This is a genomic window from Pseudomonas sp. LBUM1648 (assembly GCF_059716145.1).
Genome location: NZ_CP166808.1, coordinates 5,687,167 through 5,703,469 on the forward strand (window position 1 = coordinate 5,687,167; position 16,303 = coordinate 5,703,469).

Below are 16,303 nucleotides of genomic sequence, written 5' to 3' on the forward strand. Positions count from 1 at the left end.
ACGGCGCTTCCTGTCATTCCACTTCCAGCTCGTCCGGGCCATCCCGATGCCGCGTTGAAGAGGATTAGGCCACCCATATCCAGTACAAAAGTAGCCATGCACGAACAATATCAGCCCCGTGAAATCGAAGCCGCCGCCCAGTCGTTCTGGGACGAGCAAAAGTCCTTTGAAGTCAGTGAACAGCCAGGCAAGGAGACTTTCTACTGCCTGTCGATGTTCCCTTACCCCAGCGGCAAACTACACATGGGGCACGTGCGCAACTACACCATCGGCGACGTGATCTCCCGCTATCAGCGCATGCAAGGCAAGAACGTTCTGCAACCGATGGGTTGGGACGCCTTCGGCATGCCGGCAGAAAACGCCGCGATGAAAAACAACGTCGCGCCGGCCAAGTGGACCTACGAAAACATCGCCTACATGAAAACCCAGCTGCGCAGCCTGGGCCTGGCGGTGGACTGGTCGCGCGAAGTCACCACCTGCAAGCCGGATTACTACCGCTGGGAACAATGGCTGTTCACTCGCCTGTTCGAAAAAGGCGTGATCTACCGTAAAAACGGCACCGTGAACTGGGACCCGATCGATCAGACCGTTCTGGCCAACGAACAGGTAATCGACGGTCGCGGCTGGCGTTCCGGCGCGCTGATCGAAAAGCGCGAAATCCCGATGTACTACTTCAAGATCACCGCTTACGCGGATGAGCTGCTGGAGAGCCTCGACGAACTGACTGGCTGGCCTGAACAGGTCAAGACCATGCAGCGCAACTGGATCGGCAAATCCCGCGGCATGGAAGTGCAGTTCCCGTACAACGTCGATTCCATCGGCGAAGCCGGCACCCTGAAAGTCTTCACTACCCGTCCGGACACGCTGATGGGCGCGACCTACGTCGCCGTGGCCGCCGAACACCCGCTGGCCACCCAGGCTGCGCAGAACAACCCTGAGCTGCAAGCGTTCATCGCTGAATGCAAGGGCGGCAGCGTTGCCGAAGCCGACGTCGCCACTCAAGAGAAAAAAGGCCTGCCGACCGGCCTGTTCGTCGAGCACCCGCTGACCGGTGAAAAACTCCCGGTATGGGTCGCCAACTATGTATTGATGCATTACGGCGATGGCGCAGTAATGGCTGTGCCGGCTCACGACGAGCGCGACTTCGAATTCGCCCACAAGTACAACCTGCCGGTGAAATCGGTGGTGCGTACCAGCTCCGGCGACACCAACCCGGCCCCGTGGCAAGACGCCTACGGCGAGCACGGCACGCTGATCAACTCCGCTGAGTTCGACGGTCTGGACTTCGCCGGCGCGTTCGACGCCATCGAAGTCGCACTGATCAAGAAAGAACTGGGCGCTTCGCGCACTCAGTTCCGCCTGCGCGACTGGGGCATCAGCCGTCAGCGCTACTGGGGCTGCCCGATCCCGATCATCCACTGCGATGCGTGCGGTGACGTGCCGGTGCCGGAAGACCAATTGCCAGTCGTATTGCCGGAAGACGTGGTGCCGGACGGCGCCGGTTCGCCGCTGGCACGCATGCCCGAGTTTTACGAGTGCAACTGCCCGAAATGCGGCCAGCCTGCCAAGCGTGAAACCGACACCATGGACACCTTCGTCGAGTCCTCGTGGTACTACGCCCGCTACGCCTCGCCGCACTTTGAAGGTGGCCTGGTGGAAAAATCCGCGGCCGACCACTGGCTGCCGGTTGATCAGTACATTGGCGGTATCGAACACGCGATCCTGCACCTGCTCTACGCGCGCTTCTTCCACAAGCTGATGCGCGACGAAGGTCTGGTGAGCTCCAACGAGCCGTTCAAGAATCTGCTGACCCAGGGCATGGTAATCGCCGAGACTTACTATCGTCGCGAAGCCAACGGTGCCTACACCTGGTTCAACCCGGCGGACGTCGAACTGGAACGTGACAGCAAGGCCAAAGTCATCAGCGCCAAGCTGATTGCCGACGGTCTGCCGGTGGAAATCGGCGGCACCGAGAAGATGGCCAAGTCGAAGAACAACGGCGTTGACCCACAGTCGATGATCGACCAGTTCGGTGCCGACACCTGCCGCCTGTTCATGATGTTCGCCTCGCCACCTGATATGAGCGCGGAATGGTCCGACTCCGGCGTCGAGGGTTCGCACCGTTTCCTCAAGCGTGTCTGGCGTCTGGCGCAGGCCCACGTATCTCAGGGCCTGCCGGGCAAACTGGATGTTGCGGGCCTGAACGACGAGCAGAAAGCCGTTCGCCGTGCGATCCACCTGGCCATCAAGCAGGCCAGCCACGACGTCGGCCAGAACCACAAATTCAACACCGCCATCGCTCAGGTGATGACGCTGATGAACGTGCTGGAAAAAGCCGCGCAAGGCACCGAACAGGATCGCGCACTGGTGCAGGAAGGTCTGGAAGCCGTGACGTTGCTGCTGGCGCCGATCACACCGCACATCAGCCATGAGCTGTGGAACCGACTGGGCCACGCCGATCCGGTGATCGACGCTGGCTGGCCAGCAGTGGACGAGACTGCGCTGGTGCAGGACAGCCTGACCCTGGTCATCCAGGTCAACGGCAAGCTGCGCGGTCAGATCGAAATGCCGGCCAGCGCGACTCGCGAAGAAGTCGAAGCCGCTGCTCGTGCCAACGAAAACGTGCTGCGGTTCGTCGATGGCCTGACTATTCGTAAAGTGATCGTAGTGCCCGGGAAACTGGTCAATATCGTCGCCAGCTAATTGGATCGGGCGTCAGGTGTGCCTGGCGCCCAGTAAAACCTTTCGGGCCGCATGAACGGCCCACATGGTTTCAAGGGGAGCAACACAATGATCAAACGCAATCTGCTGGTGATGGGCCTCGCCGTCCTGTTGAGCGCCTGCGGTTTCCAGCTGCGCGGCACTGGCACCACCGAACTGACCATCAAGGAACTCGACCTGAGTGCGCGTAACGCCTACGGCGAGACCGTCACCCAACTGCGTCAGGTACTGGAATCCAGCGGCGTCAAGATTTACAGCGGCGCGCCTTACAAGCTATACCTGGCTGACGAACAGGAAAGCCAGCGCATCCTCAGCTATGCCGGTGCCGGTCGTACGGGCGAGTATCAGGTCAACACCGTCTTGAGCTACGACATCCGTGGCGACAAAAACCTTTCGCTGCTGAGCGACAAGCTTGAAGTGCAGAAAGTGTTTATCCACGACGGCAACAACCTCGTCGGCTCCGATCAGGAAGCCAACGACGCCCGTCGCGATATTCGTCGCGAGCTGGTTCAGCGCATGATGCTGCGTCTGCAACAGCTGACCCCGGGTCAACTGGAGCAACTGCAACAGGCTGCCAATAACCGCGCCAAGGCAGAAGCCGACGCGCTGGAAGCGGCGCAAAAGGCTGAAGCGGAAACCCCGCGTCAGTCGCCGCTCGAAGTTCCGCAGCAGTAAGACGTTCGGGGCGCTCAGGCGCCCCGTTCGATTGCTCTTATGAAGCTCGCTCCCGCTCAACTCGGCAAACACCTGCAAGGCGCCCTTGCGCCGGTCTACATCATCAGCGGCGATGACCCTCTGCTATGTCAGGAAGCCGCCGATGCCATCCGCCTTGCTGCCCGCCAGCAAGGTTTCGACGAACGCCAGGTCTTCGCCGCCGACGCCAGTTTCGATTGGGGCACGTTGTTGCAGGCCGGCGCGAGCATGTCGTTGTTTGCTGAAAAGCGCCTGCTGGAACTGCGTCTTCCGTCGGGAAAACCCGGTGACAAGGGTGCTGCCGCCTTCATCGAGTACTGCTCACGTCCTGCCGAAGACACCGTCCTGCTGATCAGCCTGCCCAAGCTCGACGGCAGCGCGCAGAAGACCAAGTGGGGCAAGGCACTGGTTGAAGGCCAGCAAACCCAGTTCATCCAGATCTGGCCGGTGGATGCCAATCAACTGCCAAGCTGGATTCGTCAGCGCTTGTCTCAGGCCGGGTTGTCGGCCAGCCAGGACGCCGTCGAACTGATTGCCGCGCGTGTCGAGGGCAACCTGCTCGCCGCCGCGCAGGAAATCGAAAAGCTCAAACTGATGGCCGAAGGCGGCCAGATCACCGTCGAAACCGTGCAGGCCGCTGTGGCGGACAGTGCGCGCTTCGATGTGTTTGGCCTGACCGATGCCGTGCTCAACGGCGAACCGGCTCACGCCCTGCGCATGCTCGAAGGGCTGCGCGGTGAAGGTGTCGAACCGCCGGTGATTCTCTGGGCGCTGGCGCGGGAGTTGCGCCTGCTGGCCAATATCTCGCTGCAGTACAGCCAGGGCACGCCGCTGGACAAGGCCTTCAGCCAGTCCAAACCGCCAGTCTGGGACAAGCGCAAACCGTTGATGAGCAAAGCCCTGCAACGCTACTCGGCGCAACGCTGGGCGCAGTTGTTGCTGGAGGCCCAGCGCATCGATGCACAGATCAAGGGCCAGGCGGCCGGATCACCGTGGATGAGTCTGAGTCGGTTGGCACTGTTGATGGCTGGCCAACGTTTGTCATTGCCTGCCGAATAAGATCAAGAGATCGCAGCCTTGGGCAGCTCCTTGTATCTCGACTATCGCTCCGTCAGGAGCGATAGTTCTCGACTGATCATCGAGGGAGGGACTTGGAAGCCGTGCAGCTCCTTAGGCTTTTTGCCTGTGATGTAGATCGTGCTCCAGCCCTCCACACTCACTCGTATAGTTCGAACGGTATCTTGGGCCCGTCTCTGGCGAGAGCCCGCATTCGCAAGGTTGGACAGAGTGCAGTGATGATCGAAAACGGATTAATGGAGAAACGGTCATGTCCAATTTCGTCGGCGTCGATGTCGCTAAAAACACCTTTGATATCGCTACTCACCTGCCAAACGGCAAGCACAAAACCAAAGCCAAACTGGCTAACGACTCAAAAGGTTTCAAAGAGTTTGACGCCTGGTTGAACAAGCAGGTCGAGCCTACAGCCCTGATCGTGATGGAAGCCACCAGCGTTTATCACCTGGAACTTGCCGAGTTCGTCTACAACAAGGGTTACCGGGTCTGCGTCGTCAATCCGGCTACGACCCACGCTTACGCCGACAGCGAGCTGCGCCGGATAAAAACCGACAAAAGCGACGCCAAATTGATCGCTGACTTTGCTCGGGAAAAGGCTGAAAAGCTTCAGCTTTGGGCTCCAGAGCCGCTGAAATATCGTCAGCTAAAGGCGATGGTACGTCGCTTGGATGACCTTCAGGAAATGGAGCAAATGGAGCTCAATCGCCTGGATGTGTCCGACGAAAAGGTCAAAGACTCGATCAACTCTGTGCTGCGTCACATCGAGAAAGAGATCGTTGAAACTCACAAAGCAATCAAAAAACACATCGACGATGATCCAGACATGCGCCAAATGCGCGACTTGATCGTGACCATCGACGGTATCGGCCAGAAAACCCTTGAGCGGCTGCTGGCCGAGTTGGGCGACCTGCGTAAATATGACGACCCTCGCAAGCTGGTCGCTGCCGCCGGGTTGAACCCAAAGCTGCAGGACTCGGGAAAATTCAAAGGCAGAACAGTGATTTCGAGGATCGGATCGGCTCGCGTTCGGGCGGGTCTATACATGCCTGGGTTGGTTGCACTGAAGCACAACAAGGCAATCATCGCCATGAAGGACCGCTTGAAGGCCAACGGCAAGGCCCCCAAGCAAATCATCTGTGCAGCGATGCGCAAACTCCTACATTTTGTCTACGCCGTTCTTAAATCGGGCCAACCATTTGACCCGAAAATTGCCCTTGCCCGATGAGGGGCAAGACGGTATCTACACCAATCCTTGTAGGAGCCGCCGAAGGCTGCGATCTTTTGATCTTGTTTTCCTACAAAACGACCTGCATTTGCCCTATAGACAGACGCCCGACATCGGCAGATTATTTCCCCCGCAAAACCCACTCACCCAAGAGAACCCTCATGAGCAAAAAGCCATCGAAACATGGCCCGAACAAGGCCAAATCCATCATCGCCCAACCCCTGTTCCGCAGTCGCCAGGAACGACCAACCAAGGGTAAAGGCAGCTACCGCCGCGAAGCCTTCCAGTCTGACAACTGGGAGGCTTCTTACTTTCTGGCTGCCTGAAACGGATGATCAATTCACCGCCTGATCCTGCGCCTGAAACACAAACGTCACTTTATCGGCCAGCGTTGTCGGCATTGTTACTTTGATAATAGGCCGCGTTTCACCAGTGAGCTCTTTGAACCGGAGCTGATCCCTCTGGACTTCCGCCAAGCCCGATGTGTTTCCGACAATCACATAAAAGAACGCCTCAATTGGCAAGACTTTCGCTTGCCCCTTTGCCCATGTCGTCATTTTCACGTCATTGGGTATGTCAAAAGCTCTTGGCGTCACCAGACGTCCTGCCTGCATTCCCTTTACAAAATTGGGGGCCGCCAGCGTATTAGCCGAATCTCTGACATCAAAACTGCATACACCTGCCCTGTTGTGATTAGAAGCAGCATGCTTGTTGTAATTCTCTGCCCATTTTTCAGGGGTATTGATGCCTTGGGCAGCGCAGGCAACGGTTGAGGGATAGCCGGAAATCCCGCCACAACCACGATCACTACGATGATCAGAATCCCCGTCCACTGGAAAGAAGCACAGAACTTCAATCTTGAGCTTCCCTGACGGTGTTTTCAGAACAGGATAGAAAATCAGTCCTTTGGTGTACCCCATGGCCAGTCTTTTCATTTTGTAGTCTGAACGGACAAACGAAAATGAGGTGCCTCCCACCCTTTCAGCGGTGGGGCTCGGATCCCAGACATCGAAGCCGGCCGCAGTAGCCGTTGCACGCAGCAAAATTCCACTGCAAAGAAAGGCGGGTCTGGAGTCCAACCCATCACATCGAAGAGTGGTGGTATCCCTGTAACGCGCCGACAATTCGCTGGCTACTTCCGGGCCGCTGGTGGCTAACGCTGCAGCAGTCTGTATGCCCAACTGAGTTTGAACAGGCTCCTGCGAAGGGTCTTTTACAGAGCACCCTGCCAGCAAAAGAAACAGCATTAAAAGCGCTTTGCCTTTCATATGAGATTCCTCGAAAACTTGCTTCAAGAGGCAGCGATCGAGAAATTCAAACCACCACAATCCTGCCGGCATCGCTATTGAATCGAGGAAAAACACTGCTGAATAGCTGATAGAAATGACAGTTGCGCCGCGCTAATTCAGGGCATATGGTGATTAGCCGGCTGAATAGACCTCGTCCATATGCCTGAGCGATAACCGCTTCATTCCGCAGGCATGTTAAGGTCTGCACCTGATTAGTATCCTCTGGACCTGTGCATGCCCTTTTGTCTTTCCCATCGTTGGCCTGTTCGCCAATTGGTTGCTGCCACAAGTTTCATCCTGCTTGTTGCCTGTGCGGAAAAACCTACCGCCGCCGACGCGCAACCTCTTCAAGCGGCCCCTGTCGCCACGGCCCCAGCGATCATTCCGCCGGTAGTGCCGTCCGCCGACCCTCTCGACCTTCAACCGACCCAGTCCTTTGCCGAATGGCAGGCGGGTTTTCGCAAGGATGCGCTCGCCGCCGGGATCCGCGCCGATCTGTTTGATCGTGCGTTTGCCAACGTCAGCTTCGACGCCAGCGTGATTCGTGCCGATCGCAGCCAGCCAGAGTTCTCCCGCCCGGTCTGGGAATACCTCGATGGCGCGCTATCGCCGCTGCGAGTACGCAAAGGCCAGGCGCTGATCAACCAGTACGCCGACATTCTGCAAAGCATCGAACAGCGTTATGGCGTTGATCGTCAGGCACTGGTGTCGGTGTGGGGTATGGAAAGTAACTTCGGTCAATTCCAGGGCAGCAAATCGGTGATCAACTCGCTGGCCACCCTCGCCTACGAAGGCCGCCGTCCGGGCTTTGCACACGCGCAATTGATCGCCGCGCTACAAATTCTGCAACAAGGCGATATCACACCCGAGAAGATGCTCGGTTCCTGGGCCGGCGCGATGGGCCAGACCCAGTTCATTCCGACCACCTACAACACCCACGCTGTGGATTTCGACGGTGACGGTCGCCGCGACATCTGGGGCAGCCCGGCCGACGCCCTGGCCTCGACTGCGCACTACCTGCAAAGCTCTGGCTGGCAGCGCGGCCAGCCTTGGGGTTTCGAGGTGCAACTGCCGAGCAGCTTCAACTACACGCTGGCGGACGGTGCGATTCGTAAAAGCGTCGCCGAATGGCGTCAGTTGGGTGTGACCCTGCCCAATGGCGGTCAGGTACCCGCAGGTTCCGAACAGCTGTCCGCCGCCCTGTTGCTGCCGGCCGGTTATCGTGGCCCGGCCTTCCTGATCCTTGACAACTTCCGGGCGATCCTCAAGTACAACAACTCTTCGTCGTACGCCTTGGCCGTGAGTTTGTTGTCCGAGCGCTTCGATGGCGGTGGTCTGATCAATGGCACCTGGCCGAAAGATGACTTGCCGCTGAGCCGCACCGAGCGGATCGAATTGCAAACCTTGCTGAGTGCCCGCAACTACGATGCCGGCGCGGCGGACGGGATTATCGGCGCGAATACGCGCAAGGCGATCCGCAGTGCTCAGCAGTCGTTTGGCTGGCCCGCGGACGGATATCCGACGCACAAGCTGCTCGAGAGCCTGCGTACGCAGTAAAGCAGAATCAAAAGATCGCAGCCTGCGGCAGCTCCTACACCGATTTCTGTAGAAGCTACCGCAGGCTGCGATCTTTTTTGCATCACCCGGACTACCGTCGAACCACCACATCCTGCTCCAGCATCAACTCCTTCTTCCCCGCATCCAGGCGAACCAACGCCCCCAATGGTAACGTCAGGTTCGGATCACAATGCCCACTGCGCCATCCTGACAGCACCGGAATCCGCAACGGCGCGAAAGTCTGTTTGAGCAAGCGATTCAACGCCTCGACATCAACTCCCGCGATATCCCCGACCAACACCCCGCGCAACTTGGCCAACATGCCGGCCAGACGCATCTGGGTCAGCAAGCGGTCAATGCGATACAACGGCTCGTTGATGTCCTCGATCAGCAGAATGACCCCTTCGACGTCGATTTCGTAAGGCGTACCCAACGTCGCTGCGATCATCGCCAGATTGCCGCCGAGCAAGCGCCCGTGGGCAATACCCGGCTCGACCGTGGTCAACGGATAGGCCACGGGATGGCTGAGCACACTGCCCGCTTTCAGTTGACCGCGCAGCATGGCAAAGAATGAAGTGACGGTCGGCGGCTCCTTGTCACCCAACAGGTCGGCATTGAGCAACGGCCCGTGAAAGGTGACGAAACCCGCGTAACGACTGATGGCCAGATGCAACGCGGTGATGTCGCTGTAGCCGACAAACGGCTTGGCATTGCGACTCAACAGATCGAAGTCGATCCGATCCAGCAGTCGCGGTGTACCGTAGCCACCGCGCAAGCAGATGATCGCGTCGACCTCGGGATCGGCGAACGCGGCATGCAGATCGTTAAGCCGCACGTCATCACTGCCGGCCAGATAGCCGTCTTTTTCATAGACTCCGGGAAACACACGCAGTCCATAACCCCGGGCGCGCATCCACTGCACAGCCTTGTCGGTGTCGAGGACGCCGGGGCCGGCGGGTGCGATAACGCCGATCAGTCCCTCGGACGGCAGCGCTGGCACGGCACGATAAGGACAAAGTGTGTGGGTCGGTCGAACAGTCATCCATGAGTCTCCGCGTATAAAGTCATGGGCACACAGTAGTCAGGAACCGCGATAAACAGAAGAGGCTTTGCTCCTCCACGGCTCGCAGGAAAAGTGGCTGCGTGTTGTAGGACAGGCAAAAAAATGCCCGCCGGGCGTTGAAGCCTCGGCGGGCATTTTTCAGTTCAGCGCAGAAATCAGGAACCCAGCAGCTCAGCCTTGACCAGCTTCGCCTGCTCGTCGGCGTGGTACGAAGAACGCACCAAAGGACCGGACGCAACGTTCTTGAAGCCCATCTTGTAACCTTCCTCGGCGAACCAGGCGAAGGTGTCCGGGTGCACGAAACGCTGCACAGGCAAGTGGCTGCGCGATGGTTGCAGGTACTGGCCCAGCGTCAGCATGTCGATGTCGTGTTCGCGCATGCGCTTCATGACTTCGATGACTTCTTCGTCGGTCTCGCCCAGACCCAGCATCAGGCCGGACTTGGTCGGAATGTGCGGCATCATCTGCTTGAAGCGTTGCAGCAGGGTCAGCGACCACTGGTAGTCCGAACCCGGACGCGCAGCCTTATACAGGCGCGGCACTGTTTCGAGGTTGTGGTTGAACACATCCGGCGGCTCGGCCGCGGTGATTTCCAGGGCGACGTCCATGCGGCCACGGTAGTCCGGGACCAGGGTTTCCAATTGCACATTCGGCGACAATTTGCGGATTTCGCGGATGCAGTCGGCAAAGTGCTGGGCACCGCCGTCACGCAGGTCGTCGCGGTCAACCGAGGTGATCACCACGTACTTGAGCTTGAGGTCGGCGATGGCGATGGCCAGGCTTTCCGGTTCGTTGACGTCCAGTGGTTTCGGACGACCGTGGCCAACGTCACAGAACGGGCAGCGACGGGTGCAGATGTCACCCATGATCATGAAGGTCGCGGTGCCACCGGAGAAGCACTCGCCCAGGTTCGGGCAGGAGGCTTCTTCGCAGACGCTGTGCAGTTTGTGTTTGCGCAGCAGGCTCTTGATACGGTCAACTTCCGGCGAAACCGGGATGCGTACACGAATCCAGTCAGGCTTCTTCGGCAGCTCGGTGGTCGGAATGATCTTTACCGGGATGCGTGCAACCTTCTCGGCGCCGCGCAGCTTGACGCCGGCTTCAACCTTGGGACGCGGGGCCGGGCGCTCGGTCACGTCGAGCGTCGGGATCATGGTTTGCACTGCATCAGTAGTCATATCAGTCGATTCCGCCCGTCAGGGTCGTCTGCTCAGCATAGTCGAGGTGTTTGACGAGCTGCGCGCGCAGCCGGGCACTTACCTCGGCAAATTCAATCGATCCTGCATGGTCGCTCAGCTGGGTCATCGCCAGCCCGGCGTAGCCGCAGGGATTAATCCGTCGAAACGGTTCCAGGTTCATATCCACGTTCAGGGCCAGGCCATGAAAGGAACAACCGTGGCGAATCCGCAAACCCAGAGAAGCGATTTTCGCTCCATCGACGTACACGCCGGGAGCATCTGGCTTGGCCGCGGCGGTCACGCCGTAGCTGACCAGCAGTTCGATCAGGCAAAGCTCCATGCGGCTGACCAGATCACGCACGCCGAAACCCAGCTTGCGTACATCCAGCAACAGATAAGCCACCAGTTGCCCGGGGCCATGGTAGGTCACCTGGCCGCCGCGATCGACCTGCACCACCGGGATATCTCCCGGCAGCAACAAGTGTTCGGCCTTGCCGGCCTGGCCCTGAGTGAACACCGGCGGGTGTTCGACGAGCCAGATTTCGTCGGCGGCATCGCTGCCGCGTTCGTTGGTAAAACGCTGCATGGCATGCCAGACCGGCTCGTAAGCCATCTGGCCGAGCTCACGAAAGCCCAGCGTGCCCGGCATCACAACACCATGTGCACGAAACCGGTAGCCCGCAGCTCGCTGTTGATGTCGTACAGCTGGTCTTGACCGGTGGCGATGATGTGCAGCTGGATGGTGGTGTACTTGCCGTTGGTGCTTTGACGCTCGTCGATGCGCTCATCATTTATGGTCGCGTGCTTTTTGACGATGTCGATAATCTTGTCTTTGTTGCCAACACCCGTGTCGCTGATCACCTTAACCGGGTAGTCAGTGGCAGGGAATTCGATCTTTGGCGCCTTTACTTCGGTATCGGTCATGGCGTAACGGCCTCTTAAGCCGTGGTAACGCGCATGGCCCCGCACCGGATCGGGGCGAGGCCATGCAGGTCAACACAAATCAGTTGAACAAGCCGTAGAAGAATAGACGGATGCTATCCCACATGCGGCGGAAGATACCACCCTCCTCGACGCCATCCAGAGCGATCAGGTCGGCGCTGTGCACCACCTTGTCTTCCAGTTTGACTTCGACTTTACCGATCACGTCGCCCTTGGCGATTGGCGCGGTCAGTTGCGGGTTCATGGTCATGCTGGCAGCGAGCTTCTTCAGCTGGCCTTTCGGCAGAGTCATGGTCAAGTCTTGAGCCAGGCCGGCCTTGACTTGATTGGTGGTGCCTTTCCACACCGGGGCCTGAGCCAGTTCGGTGCCCTTCTGATAGAAGGTCTGGGTTTCGAAGAAGCGGAAACCGTAGGTCAGCAGCTTCTGGGTTTCAGCGGCACGAGCCACTTCGCTGTTGGTACCGAACACGACGGCGATCAGACGCTGGCCATCACGTACAGCCGAGGACACCATGCAGTAGCCGGCTTCGTCGGTGTGACCGGTTTTCAGACCGTCGACGGTCTTGTCGCGCCACAGCAACAGGTTGCGGTTAGGCTGTTTGATGCCGTTCCAGAAGAACTCTTTCTGCGAGTAGATCGCGTAGTGAGCCGGGTCTTCGTGGATGATCGCGCGAGCCAGGATCGCCATGTCGTGCGCCGACGAATAGTGCTCCGGGTTCGGCAGACCGGTCGGGTTCATGAAGTGGGAGTTGGTCATGCCCAGATCGGTGACAGTCTTGTTCATCAGGTCGGCGAACGCGTCTTCGCTGCCGGCGATGTGCTCGGACAGCGCCACGCTGGCGTCGTTGCCGGACTGGATGATGATGCCGTGCAGCAGGTCGCTGACAGTCACCTGCGAGCCGACTTTGATGAACATCCGCGAACCGCCGGTACGCCAGGCGTTTTCGCTGACAGTCACCGGATCGTTTTCACCGATCTGGCCACGACGGATTTCCAGCGTAGCGATGTACGCGGTCATCAGTTTGGTCAGGCTGGCCGGCGGCAGACGCTGGTCACCGTTGTTCTCGACCAGCACGTTGCCGCTGCTGGCGTCCATGAGCACGTAAGCCTTGGCGGCCAGTTGTGGTGGCGATGGCATCATCTCGGCCGCGAAGGCGGCTGGCGAGAGGAGCAGCGGGACTAGCAGACACAGGCGTTTGGCAAAGGTGGTGATGTTCATCCGTCTCTCGAAATCGCTAATGGAAACTTGCCCAAGGGCAAAAACTAATCAAATAACCTTCTAACGGGTTATCGCGTGTTCAGTTGCTCACTCCAGTCACCCTTGCCGGGCTTTTGTTCTTCGACGAGCCAACAACCTGATTCACCCCCCAATCGCTGGTGAATCGTCAATCAAGTCCTACGTATTACTTACTCGGTGACCACACTTGGCGAACCAAGGTTGGCCAGGCGCACGCTGTTCTGGACCTGGGCAATTTCACCCGGCGAGCCGATCGGCCCCAGGCGTACCCGGTGCAGGGTCTGCTGATTGCGCACGATCGAGCTGATGAACACCGGAGCGCTCACCATCCCGCTGAGCTTCGACCTCAGGAGTTCTGCAGCGTCCGGGTTGGCGAACGCGCCCACCTGCAGATACTGGCCAGACGCTGTTGCAGAAGCGTTTTTTTTTGCGTCGAGCTGAACTGGCACAACAGCCGCGGCGTGTTGCTGCGGCGGCGGAGTCCATTGCTCGACGGTGCCGGCCGAAGCCGTGATCACCGGGGCGCTATTCTGCGCGACTTGCGGCTCGTTGAGCATCAAAGGCGCCGGACGGCCCTTGGCGGCCCACCATTGCTGTGGATCGATGCCTTCGACCTTGACCCGCGCAGTACCGGTTTCGGCGTAACCGAGTTTCTTCGCGGCGGCATAGGACAAGTCAATGATGCGATCAGAGTAGAACGGCCCACGGTCGTTAACGCGCAGGATCACCGTTCGGTTATTGTCCAGGTTGGTCACCCGAACGTAACTTGGCAGTGGCAATGTCTTGTGGGCGGCACTCATGCCGTACAGGTCATAGACCTCGCCGTTGGCGGTGTTCTGACCGTGGAACTTGGTGCCGTACCAGGACGCGGTGCCGGAAGCGACGTACGTCTTGGATTCCTGCAACGGGAAGTAGGTCTTGCCCAGCACCGTGTAAGGGTTGGCCTTGTACGCGCCGGTATGCAGGGTCGGCGTGGCATCAGGAATGCGCGAGACATCGACGTCCCACCACGGCGCGCCATCTTTGTGGGCGCGGTTGATGTCCAGCCCCGGCTGTGCGCGCACAGCGGTAGACGGTGCTTTTTGAGTCGGGGTACGGCTGGTCGAACAACTGGCGACCAGCACCGCCAACGCAGTGAATGCCACCAGCTTCAGGGGTTTATTGATAGGCAATGCCCGCATTACTTGACGCCCCGTGCTTGTACCAGCTGTTCAGACAGTTGATGTACGGCCATGGCGTACATCACGCTGCGGTTATAACGCGTGATCGCGTAGAAATTCTTCAGGCCCATCCAGTATTCAGGGCCGTTGTCGCCTTCGAGGCGAAATGCAGTGACCGGCATGTCATCGCGCAGCGCATCATGACTCGACCAGCCCAGCACTCGCAACTCCCCGACGGTCTTTGTCGGTTCGATGCCGGTGGTCAGGCCTTCATCGACCTGCTCGCCGCGCACATCGGCGCGGCTGACCACAGGCTCGCCGGCAACCCAGCCGTGGCGCTTGAAATAACTCGCGACGCTGCCGATCGCATCATCCGGGTTGTTCCAGATATTGATGTGGCCGTCACCGTCGAAATCCACCGCATAGGCGCGAAAGCTGCTCGGCATGAATTGCGGCAGGCCCATGGCCCCCGCGTAGGAACCTTTGAGGGTCAACGGATCGACCTGCTCTTCGCGCGCCAGCAGCAGGAACTCACGCAGTTCCTTGCGGAAAAATTCGGCACGGGGAGGATAGTCGAAACCGAGGGTGGACAAGGCATCGATCACCCGGTAATTACCGGTATTACGCCCGAAAAAGGTCTCAACGCCGATGATCGACACGATAACTTGTGCCGGCACGCCGTATTCCTGCTCGGCACGGGCCAGCGTCGCCTCGTGCTGGCGCCAGAAGTCCACACCGCGGGCGATACGCGCGTCGGTGATGAACATCGGGCGGTACTCTTTCCACTGCTTGACCCGTTCGGCGGGTCTGGAAATGGCGTCGAGAATCGCCTGTTTGCGCGCTGCCTCGCGGAACACACCCATCAGTTGCTCACCGGCGAAACCGTAGTCGCGGGTCATTTCACCGACGAATTCGGCCACCTGAGGCGAGCCTTCGTATTCGCCGGCCAGCGCTTCCTGCACGCTGCCCAGGAGGCCTACCAGGCCAACCCATGGCGCGCATCGAGTCGCCCAGCCACGCATTACTTGCATTGAACTCTTCACCTTATTCAAACCTGTGCGATCCACTTGCGATGGGTATGGATCGACATCAAAACCCCAAACGCTGACAGCAGCGTCACCAGCGAAGTTCCTCCGTAGCTAATGAACGGCAACGGCACCCCTACGACCGGCAACAGGCCACTGACCATACCGATGTTGACGAAAACGTAAACAAAAAACGTCATGGTCAACGCCCCGGCGAGCAATTTGCCGAACAGCGTTTGCGCCTGAGCGGTAATCACCAGCCCCCGGCCAATCAACAGCAGATAGATCAAAAGCAGCGCGCAGATGCCGACCAGCCCGAACTCTTCACCCAATACCGCAATGATGAAGTCGGTGTGGCTTTCCGGCAGGAAGTCCAGATGCGACTGGGTGCCGAGCAGCCAGCCCTTGCCGAAGACGCCCCCGGAACCGATCGCAGCTTTCGACTGAATGATGTTCCAGCCTGTACCGAGCGGATCGCTTTCCGGGTCGAGGAACGTCAGGATCCGTTGCTTCTGGTAGTCGTGCATGATGAAAAACCACATCGCCACCGACACCGGGATTGCAGCGGCCAGCACGCTGAGGATCCAGCGCCAGCGCAGCCCGCCCATGAACAGTACGAACGCTCCGCCGGCCAGAATCAGCAGCGAGGTGCCGAGGTCCGGCTGGCGCACGATCAGAACAAACGGCACACCGATCAGCATCAGGCTGATGCCAACGTGCTTGAGCTGTGGCGGCAAGGTGCGTTTGGACAGATACCAGGCGATGGTCGCCGGCATCAGGATCTTCATGAATTCGGAAGGCTGGAAGCGGATCACCCCGGGAATGTTGATCCAGCGTGTGGCGCCCATCGCGTTGTGGCCCATGATGTCCACCACCAACAGCAACACCACGCCGATCACGTAGCCAAGCGGCACCCAACGGGCCATGAAGCGCGGTTCGAACTGGGCGATGACGATCATCGACACCAGACCGATGCCGAACGAAGTGGCCTGTTTGGCCAACAAATCCCAGCTCTTGCCGCTGGCCGAATACAACACGAACAGGCTGCCGGCGGCGAGGATCAGCAGCAGGATCAGCAACGGGCCATCGATATGCAGTCTTTGTAGCAGCGTCGCGCGGCGACGCATCACATCCTCGCT

The 16,303-nt window shown here is 59.0% G+C and carries 15 protein-coding genes; 6 read left to right on the forward strand and 9 right to left on the reverse strand.

The window, feature by feature from the left end; translation table 11 throughout:
* Nucleotides 1-96 precede the first annotated feature (96 nt).
* The 5 genes from leuS to arfA all read left to right on the forward strand — a co-directional run bounded on the left by leuS (nucleotide 97) and on the right by arfA (nucleotide 6,039).
* Nucleotides 97-2,703 carry a leucine--tRNA ligase gene (gene leuS / locus ACA043_RS25790; protein WP_497658156.1) on the forward strand — a complete coding sequence of 869 codons (2,607 nt, stop codon included), beginning with the start codon at nucleotides 97-99 and terminating at the stop codon, nucleotides 2,701-2,703.
* Between the two features lie 87 nt (nucleotides 2,704-2,790).
* The gene (locus tag ACA043_RS25795; protein WP_401269004.1) at nucleotides 2,791-3,396 is read left to right on the forward strand and encodes an LPS-assembly lipoprotein LptE; all 606 of its coding nucleotides are present in this window, start codon (nucleotides 2,791-2,793) and stop codon (nucleotides 3,394-3,396) included.
* 39 nt (nucleotides 3,397-3,435) lie between these two features.
* A complete protein-coding gene (gene holA, locus ACA043_RS25800; protein ID WP_401269007.1) occupies nucleotides 3,436-4,473 on the forward strand; it encodes a DNA polymerase III subunit delta in 1,038 nt (345 codons plus the stop codon).
* Between the two features lie 268 nt (nucleotides 4,474-4,741).
* Complete coding sequence (locus ACA043_RS25805; protein WP_497657519.1) at nucleotides 4,742-5,713, forward strand: IS110 family RNA-guided transposase; 972 nt, start codon at nucleotides 4,742-4,744, stop codon at nucleotides 5,711-5,713.
* A 161-nt stretch (nucleotides 5,714-5,874) separates the two neighbouring features.
* The gene (arfA, locus tag ACA043_RS25810) at nucleotides 5,875-6,039 is read left to right on the forward strand and encodes an alternative ribosome rescue factor ArfA (protein WP_047602548.1); all 165 of its coding nucleotides are present in this window, start codon (nucleotides 5,875-5,877) and stop codon (nucleotides 6,037-6,039) included.
* A 9-nt stretch (nucleotides 6,040-6,048) separates the two neighbouring features.
* Here arfA and ACA043_RS25815 read toward each other — a convergent pair whose 3' ends face one another.
* On the reverse strand, nucleotides 6,049-6,981 hold the full coding sequence (locus ACA043_RS25815; RefSeq protein ID WP_497658157.1) for a hypothetical protein: 933 nt from the start codon (nucleotides 6,979-6,981) through the stop codon (nucleotides 6,049-6,051).
* Nucleotides 6,982-7,236: 255 nt separating this feature from the next.
* Here ACA043_RS25815 and ACA043_RS25820 point away from each other — a divergent pair, with 255 nt between their 5' ends.
* Entirely contained in the window at nucleotides 7,237-8,559 is a 1,323-nt protein-coding gene (locus tag ACA043_RS25820; RefSeq protein ID WP_401269010.1) for a lytic murein transglycosylase, read from the forward strand.
* A gap of 91 nt (nucleotides 8,560-8,650) precedes the next feature.
* Here the strand turns inward: ACA043_RS25820 and ACA043_RS25825 are convergent, their stop codons facing one another.
* The 8 genes from ACA043_RS25825 to rodA all read right to left on the reverse strand — a co-directional run bounded on the left by ACA043_RS25825 (nucleotide 8,651) and on the right by rodA (nucleotide 16,291).
* A complete protein-coding gene (locus ACA043_RS25825; RefSeq protein WP_497658158.1) occupies nucleotides 8,651-9,601 on the reverse strand; it encodes a S66 peptidase family protein in 951 nt (316 codons plus the stop codon).
* 176 nt (nucleotides 9,602-9,777) lie between these two features.
* The gene (lipA, locus tag ACA043_RS25830; protein ID WP_161986515.1) at nucleotides 9,778-10,776 is read right to left on the reverse strand and encodes a lipoyl synthase; all 999 of its coding nucleotides are present in this window, start codon (nucleotides 10,774-10,776) and stop codon (nucleotides 9,778-9,780) included.
* A gap of 25 nt (nucleotides 10,777-10,801) precedes the next feature.
* Nucleotides 10,802-11,449 (reverse strand): lipoyl(octanoyl) transferase LipB, encoded by a 648-nt coding sequence (gene lipB, locus ACA043_RS25835; RefSeq protein WP_497658159.1) that lies wholly within the window; start codon nucleotides 11,447-11,449, stop codon nucleotides 10,802-10,804.
* Nucleotides 11,449-11,724 carry a DUF493 domain-containing protein gene (locus ACA043_RS25840; RefSeq protein ID WP_401269017.1) on the reverse strand — a complete coding sequence of 92 codons (276 nt, stop codon included), beginning with the start codon at nucleotides 11,722-11,724 and terminating at the stop codon, nucleotides 11,449-11,451. Before ACA043_RS25840 ends, lipB begins: the two co-directional genes overlap by 1 nt.
* Before the next feature lie 79 nt (nucleotides 11,725-11,803).
* Nucleotides 11,804-12,961 (reverse strand): D-alanyl-D-alanine carboxypeptidase family protein, encoded by a 1,158-nt coding sequence (locus ACA043_RS25845; RefSeq protein WP_187678823.1) that lies wholly within the window; start codon nucleotides 12,959-12,961, stop codon nucleotides 11,804-11,806.
* Between the two features lie 188 nt (nucleotides 12,962-13,149).
* On the reverse strand, nucleotides 13,150-14,160 hold the full coding sequence (locus ACA043_RS25850) for a septal ring lytic transglycosylase RlpA family protein (protein ID WP_401269019.1): 1,011 nt from the start codon (nucleotides 14,158-14,160) through the stop codon (nucleotides 13,150-13,152).
* Nucleotides 14,160-15,170, reverse strand: coding sequence for a lytic murein transglycosylase B (mltB, locus tag ACA043_RS25855; protein WP_401269021.1), 1,011 nt, complete (start codon nucleotides 15,168-15,170; stop codon nucleotides 14,160-14,162). Before mltB ends, ACA043_RS25850 begins: the two co-directional genes overlap by 1 nt.
* A 17-nt stretch (nucleotides 15,171-15,187) precedes the next feature.
* Entirely contained in the window at nucleotides 15,188-16,291 is a 1,104-nt protein-coding gene (gene rodA, locus ACA043_RS25860; RefSeq protein WP_187678843.1) for a rod shape-determining protein RodA, read from the reverse strand.
* Nucleotides 16,292-16,303: the final 12 nt, after the last annotated feature.